Raw genomic sequence first — 6,756 nt, 5'->3', positions numbered from 1 at the left:
GTCCTCCGGGTTTAGGCTGAGAAATCGACAAAATGAAAATCGATCGCGTATCTGATATTCCAGCTCATCATCCGATAGGTTATATAAATGCTGTAATACAAGTGCCTTGAACATCAGTACCTTATCAAAGGGTCTTCTTCCAGCATTACTCTTTCTTGGAAGTGTGGGGATTTTATTCAAAGTACTCCGGAAGTCCTCCCAGTCAATCAACTTACGAAGAGCAACCAGTGGATCACGTTCATTTAGCTTGCGATGGCGGTCATCAAGACCGAAAAAACTCGGCTGCATTTGACAATAACCTTTACTAGTGAGCGTTTAGGCTATTTTACCGGAAATTAGTGAATTTTTAGAGGTACCCTTAAGTCCATTTAAGGTTAAGCCTGCTACAAACCAATGAAGTTATTCTGTTTTTTGTCACATAATCGAAATAATTGATAGGGAAATAGGGTGGTTTCATTACTCGATATTCTCCATCAAATCGATGGATTACGACTCCCACCTTATTTTCCCTGAGATTGTTGTTTTTAGTAATTCTCAAATTATTGCATCTTTGTAACACGCAATATCCTTTTTCACTTCGGCCTTTCTATTCAAGAAATATCTCGTTAATTTTGTAAATGATATATTATAACGTAACCATTATTAATAGGAAGATGAACTGCTTAGGTGATGGAGTTTCTATGCAAGTAACGAAGCTGCCGATGGAGTGTGAAAACCTGAATGAGATCCGCCAAGGTATTGATTCCATTGATCGCGAGATCATCAGGCTGTTGCAGCAGCGTATGGGATATGTTTTGTCTGCAGCGCAATTCAAGCCAGATGAAGCCAGTATTCCCGCTCCAGATCGGATTGCGGCTATGTTGATTGATCGCCGTGGTTGGGCTGAGGAAGAGTTTTGAACACCCTCGTAGCTATCTGCTGACTATATCGAGCTGCTTTTTACCGGGGTTATTCAGTGGTTTATCAAACAGCAAAAACTGCATTGGCGAACTGAGCGTGCCCTACATACTGAGGAGAGTTTATGAAAGAGCGCTCTAAGTACGATGGACTGGAGGCCTGTTTGCAGGCTGCTAAATCCAGGGTAAGCCAAAAGCAGCCGGAAGTTCTGGCATCGTTTCCTTCCCATGCCACAGGCGCGATCCAATTGGATTGTTTGCCGCTAACTATCGACACGAACGAATAACATCTCTGTGGGGTACGCCCTCTAGTGGTTTTTATTCCGTTAGTTTCGGCTCTGCCCGTGAGTTTAGCTGTGTTCCTGAGGAGTTCTTGGTCTGAGATTCAAACTAATTGGCAAAAATTACAGGCTTCTTCCGTCGTGAGTGGGGGACATCAACCAATTTTGTGTGGTGGATTTGCTTTTGATTACCCAAAAGATCCTTCAACGCTTTGGCAAGACTTTCCTTCAGGCGTGCTAACGCTACCTGAATTAGCCCTTTATTGTGAAGCGGACCACAGTTATGTGGTAATAAATTTAATCGTGACTAGTCAAACAGACTGCAGCCTCGCTACAGAGCAAGTCAAAGCGCGGTGGCAAGGCATCTTATCTCGTAACCCTGGATCCTCTGCGAATAACGGCTCACTGCTGGTGATGGCAGAGTGTTGAGTTTCCGCGGAGGGTCTTGGGGATTTAATAAAAATACAGTAGGAAAGACAACGAATGTAAGTGTATAACACAAAATATGACCAAAATTAGGAATTGGAGTTCTTGCCAATTCAGGTGTCCACAGCAGCTGTAAGTAACTTAAGTGTTTGTGGGCTCAGGCTCTATAAATATGACCTCTCGTATCACCTGCCAGCGCCCTTCTTCATAGACTAGGTCAATGCCCAGCTTTAACCGCATATTCCGCCCAGACAAGCTGTTTTCTCGTGACATTATCACTAATGCACTATCATTTTTAGGTTCTATATGATGTATTTTTAGCCAGTCATTTAGTGGTGGTTCACCGGCATCCCGTTTCTTTTTAAATAAGCCAATAAATCCTTTTTTATCGGTAATTGTCAACTGATCAGAATCATCCAGTAAAAAGACCTGCATATCCTTATGATAGACATCTTCCAGCTGATCTAACTTGTAGTACACCCCTAATTGAACGAAGTAGTGAACAAACTGCTCAATCTCTGCTACAGATTTCTTATCTACCATCACTTTGTGACCTTTTGAAGTATATCCCCAACCTAACGTTTTGGACGGTGTTTTTAACGACGCAATTGCACAAAAGTGTATAGTTTCACATCGAGCTAATTTGACTAATCTAGTTTCAGCATTCAAGCAGTAGTTTCACTTATTACAAATTAGAACGTAACAGGGATTTTTACTATATGATTTTCTTATCTGTGCTTGGTAACAGTAAATGAGCATACGAAATGGCCTGACAACTCTGCTAAGTTCGACTCATGGACGTAATGTAAAGGTAGCTTTAACTCAGGCTTTTGATGACGTTTTAGATCTACCTAGAATGGGAATTGATATGCCATCCGGTGGTTATTAAATGCAGTTTGCGTATTCCGCGCTAGTGAATATTAGTAAAACAATCAATCTATTAGAGTGTCCGCGACTACAGGAGCCGCTTAAATGAAAGCATCCGACCTGTTTATTCACGCCATGGAAGCTGAGGGAGCTGAGTATATTTTCGGCATCCCCGGGGAGGAAAACCTGGATGTGCTGGAGTCACTACGCGGCTCTAAAATTAAGCTGATTCTGACTCGACACGAACAGGCGGCGGGCTTTATGGCGGCCACTTATGGTCGTCTCACCGGAAAGCCTGGCGTGTGTTTAGCAACTCTGGGACCCGGAGCCACAAACCTTGTGACAGCGGCAGCCTACGCACAGCTAGGGGGCATGCCCATGGTACTTGTCACTGGACAAAAGCCGATCAAAAGCTCCAAGCAGGGTCAGTTCCAGATCATTGATATCGTGGATATGATGCGTCCACTCACCAAGTACACTAAAACGATAGTCGGGGGAGATTATGTCCCTTCCTATGTGCGGGAGGCATTTAGGCGCTCCGAAGAGGAGCGCCCTGGAGCCACCCACCTTGAATTGCCGGAAGATATTGCCCGTGAGCATTCCACCATGCCAGTGCTGGAGACCAGCTATACCCGCAGGTCAATTGCAGAGGAGAAGGCTATTCGCAAAGCGGTGGAAGCTATTTCCGGATCACGTAAGCCTTTGCTGCTGGTTGGAGCAGGCGCTAACCGTAAGCTCACGGCCAAAATGCTGCGTAAGTTCGTTGACAAGCTCGGAATCCCCGCGATAACCACCCAGATGGGAAAGGGAGTGATTGATGAATCCGGTCCCCACTTTATCGGGAATACAGCACTGTCCGATGGAGATTTCGTACATCGTGCGATTGAGCAAGCAGACCTGATTATCAATGTGGGTCACGATGTTGTAGAAAAGCCTCCATTCTTTATGCGCCCGGGTGGTCCGGAAGTGGTGCATATTAACTTCAATTCTGCTCAGGTAGATCCGGTCTACTTTCCCCAGATAGAGGTGATAGGGGATATCTCCAATAGCCTTTGGCAACTGCAGGAACATCTGGAACCTCAAGATCATTGGAGTTTTGCCGATGCACGCCGCATTCGCGCGGCACTACAAAAGCAGATTGAGGGAGCATCAAAGATTGATACGTTCCCAATTCGTCCACAGAGGCTGGTAAAGGACGTGCGAGAGGTGATGCCGGAGAAGGGAGTTATCGCCCTCGATAATGGTATGTTCAAAATATGGTTTGCGCGCAATTATCCAGCCCATTTCCCCAATACAGTACTTCTGGATAATGCTTTGGCTACCATGGGGGCCGGTTTGCCTTCTGCCATGGCGGCAAAACTGGTTTGCCCAGACCGTCGTGTAGTCGCGATTTGCGGCGATGGCGGCTTTATGATGAACTCGCAGGAGATCGAAACGGCGGTTCGCCTGAAAATGGACCTGATCGTACTTATTCTACGAGATGATGCCTATGGCATGATCAAATGGAAGCAGGCCATGATGGCGTTTAATGACTTCGGTTTGGACTTTGGCAATCCGGATTTTGTTGCCTACGCGCAATCTTATGGTGCCTATGGTCATCGTATTGAAGCCACCGGTGAATTGAAGCCGATGATCGAGAAGTGCTGTCAAGAGGGTGGGGTACATCTGATTGATGTTCCCATGGACTACAGCCATAACGATCGCATCCTTAACCATGAGATCCCTGAGTTATCCAGCAAGCTGTAACGTAGGAGAGCCAGGAGGGGAATAGTTGACTTTTAGCCTCTTCTTCCACTCTTACACCGCTTTTGCTCTCTATCTATTGATCTTTTTCCTGTTAGCCCTATCTCATTTTTTTGATCAATATTAAAAGTGGGTATCGTTTGATTGTGCGAGCAACTAGGAACTTCCATAGGCATGATTCGAGAGTAGCCGTAGCGGGAAAGTACTTACCATAAAAAAGCCAAGTGTTAAGTTTCGGCGAACTATGATAGAAGAAGCTCCTTAGGGCGATGAAATTGAGCGATCAGTAATAAAGTTACCTAATTACCACTCTTGCTAAGTCACAGATAACTGTATATAAATACAGTTATCTGTTTGATATGTAAGGAAATCCACCATAGCTCGAAACAAGGTGCAGTTTTAGAAGGGCATTAGTTTGCCCCAATTCCTTGAAGAATACGGAAATGAATAACGGTGCTTCAATGCGCTCTGCCAATGGCGTTGATCAAACGGCTTCTGTTGCCCTCACTGCGGACACGACAAGCATTGCGATCTGTCTTATCGCAAGCTCAAACAGTGCAATCGGTGTCGACGTCAAACGTCGGTCACTTCTTGTACAATCTTCGACTCCACAAAGTTAACCCTTGCTACTTGGTTCCTCGGAATTTTTCTCATCACTCAAGATAAGAAAGGCATTTCTTGTATGGAGTTGTCACGTCATTTGGGTATCTCTTACAACGCAGCTTGGCGTATGAAGCAGAAATTCATGCAAGTGACGATGGAAAGAGACAACCAATACAAATTGTCTGGCTTCGTTGAATTGGATGATGCCTATCTTGGTGGAGAACGTACAGGATGCAAGCCTGGCCGCGGAGCCAAAGGTAAAACTCCCTTTGTGGCTGCCGTCGAAACCACTAAGGAAGGGCGCCCCACCCGTATCAAACTCTCTGTACAGTGCCCTTCCCAGAGATTATAAGGATGATCACATCATTTGCTCGTAAGGCTTCCAATTCAAGGGGCGAACAACCGAAGCCATACAGGTTTCAACGGTTATTCTTGATCTTTCTATTGAATCAACGAGCACGTCAGGCTCTCTAGTAATGTTTGTGATTGTAACTCGGCCATTGTGTGACTGGTAGTAGACATACAACTGAGTGTATCTAGAGTGTATAGAGATAGATTTAAGCCTATCAGCGTGATTTGAGCCATCTTTTGCGATAGTTTTCATTCTAATGAAGTGATCTTGTAATCCTTTAAGATCTGGGCCGGTTTTCGCTTCTTCACTTATTTCAGCTAAAAAATCCAGAGCTTCATTTGAAAGCCAATAATGTTTACCACTATTTTGGTTTTTGTCCGAATAAAGTGCGTTCATTCGAGCCCGCTTTGCGGCTTGGTTGTCCTTTGGTTGGTTATCTACAACCTGTAAGATGTACGTGGGCATAACATAGTTGGGCGCAACTGATTGTTTGTCGCTGAAAAAATATCGGTTCCTTCTATTCATTTGCTCCAACAGTTCCCTAAAACTTGGTGGAAAAGGCAGTGAGTCAATTTTTCCGTTCTTATTGAAATTTGGCATGATATTCTCCTAATGTGATGAGTTATTGCCTTGTCAAGTGAATTTCAGGGCATTTTGGGAGGGTCTGTGATTCAATTATATCCACAGGCTCATTCTCGAACGACCCCTGACTTTGTGGGCTGCGAACACCAAAGCACTTCTATCAATTATGTTTTATCAACCGTCACCAGCAATTTATGGAAGCTCCAGGGCAATAAAATGGAGCAAAATGCAATTTTTATAGATACACATTAGTGACAATACTGTCAGGTATAAATGGATAATTTATTTTGCGCATACCGTTCAGTGATAAAGAACTATACATTGCCAACGACTGAAAAGATGTGACTCATTTTTCAAAATGAGCATGTTTTCAAATTATTTAACGTAACGATATGCAATTTGTGAATAAACAGGCTTTCAACGATGCATAGTAACGCAGACAGGGTGGCTGGTTGTGGCCAATGACAAGTATCAGCCAGTTTTCACCTGGGAGGCGTATGAGTGCATTATGTAGGGGGTGTTTAAGATATAAATATGGTATTGCTGAGGTGGATCACATTCGGTTAAATCTGGAGTTTATGCATTGAGCTGGGTGCTCGATTTTTTCTTTATAAAAAAGTGACTAAAATTAAAAAAAGTTATTGTATCAAGGGGTTGTCCACCCGCGTTAGTTTGGGAAAATTGTGCATGGATTTAATTTGTAGTAGTTCAGACTTGATCTGACAGTTACCGGTTTTTCAGAAGGTGCTTTGTCAGGTCAAATTCAGTTTACGAGTTTTTCCTTCCAGATGCTTTTTCCATCTTCAAGTGTTGCCATCGGAGTGCGGCCACAACACTTTTTACCCTGATGGGTACGGTCATTATTGTAATATGTGAGCCATTCGTCCAGATCCTTTTGTAACTCTTCTATTGATCCATAGATCTTCCGGCGTAATGAAGGCTGGTAGAACTCTTGTAGAATGGTTTTATGGAAGCGCTCACAGATGCCGTTGGTTTGTGGATGCCT

Annotated in this window: 8 protein-coding genes and 1 pseudogene; 5 read left to right on the top strand and 4 right to left on the bottom strand. The window is 44.0% G+C overall.

All coding sequences use genetic code 11. From position 1 onward, the window contains the following. On the bottom strand, positions 1-288 hold a 288-nt coding region (locus tag ACCI49_RS22960; RefSeq protein WP_371838736.1), incomplete at its 3' end, for a transposase. Between the two features lie 392 nt (positions 289-680). Here ACCI49_RS22960 and ACCI49_RS22955 point away from each other — a divergent pair. The 3 genes from ACCI49_RS22955 to ACCI49_RS25165 all read left to right on the top strand — a co-directional run bounded on the left by ACCI49_RS22955 (position 681) and on the right by ACCI49_RS25165 (position 1,606). Continuing rightward, positions 681-899, top strand: coding sequence for a chorismate mutase (locus ACCI49_RS22955; RefSeq protein WP_371841563.1), 219 nt, complete (start codon positions 681-683; stop codon positions 897-899). Between the two features lie 122 nt (positions 900-1,021). Beyond that, entirely contained in the window at positions 1,022-1,183 is a 162-nt protein-coding gene (locus ACCI49_RS22950) for a hypothetical protein (RefSeq protein WP_371841562.1), read from the top strand. A gap of 24 nt (positions 1,184-1,207) precedes the next feature. Continuing rightward, the gene (locus ACCI49_RS25165) at positions 1,208-1,606 is read left to right on the top strand and encodes a hypothetical protein (protein WP_503629708.1); all 399 of its coding nucleotides are present in this window, start codon (positions 1,208-1,210) and stop codon (positions 1,604-1,606) included. 138 nt (positions 1,607-1,744) lie between these two features. On the opposite strand, the gene ACCI49_RS22945 is transcribed toward ACCI49_RS25165, so the two are convergent. Next, entirely contained in the window at positions 1,745-2,272 is a 528-nt protein-coding gene (locus ACCI49_RS22945) for a hypothetical protein (protein ID WP_371841560.1), read from the bottom strand. Positions 2,273-2,575: 303 nt separating this feature from the next. Here ACCI49_RS22945 and ACCI49_RS22940 point away from each other — a divergent pair, with 303 nt between their 5' ends. Continuing rightward, positions 2,576-4,216, top strand: a complete 1,641-nt coding sequence (locus ACCI49_RS22940) for an acetolactate synthase large subunit (RefSeq protein ID WP_371841559.1) — start codon at positions 2,576-2,578, stop codon at positions 4,214-4,216. 406 nt (positions 4,217-4,622) lie between these two features. Next, positions 4,623-5,144: pseudogene (locus ACCI49_RS22935) on the top strand (IS1595 family transposase); the annotation flags it as partial. A gap of 30 nt (positions 5,145-5,174) precedes the next feature. On the opposite strand, the gene ACCI49_RS22930 reads toward ACCI49_RS22935, so the two are convergent. Both ACCI49_RS22930 and ACCI49_RS22925 read right to left on the bottom strand, forming a co-directional pair. Next, a complete protein-coding gene (locus ACCI49_RS22930) occupies positions 5,175-5,768 on the bottom strand; it encodes a hypothetical protein (RefSeq protein WP_371841558.1) in 594 nt (197 codons plus the stop codon). 745 nt (positions 5,769-6,513) lie between these two features. Further along, positions 6,514-6,756: integrase core domain-containing protein (locus ACCI49_RS22925; protein ID WP_371840492.1), on the bottom strand; the 243-nt coding region annotated here is incomplete at its 5' end.

Source organism: Microbulbifer epialgicus (assembly GCF_041447265.1).
Lineage (GTDB): Bacteria > Pseudomonadota > Gammaproteobacteria > Pseudomonadales > Cellvibrionaceae > Microbulbifer > Microbulbifer epialgicus.
Note: the sequence above shows the minus strand (reverse complement) of the source record. Positions and strands in the feature narration are given on the sequence as shown.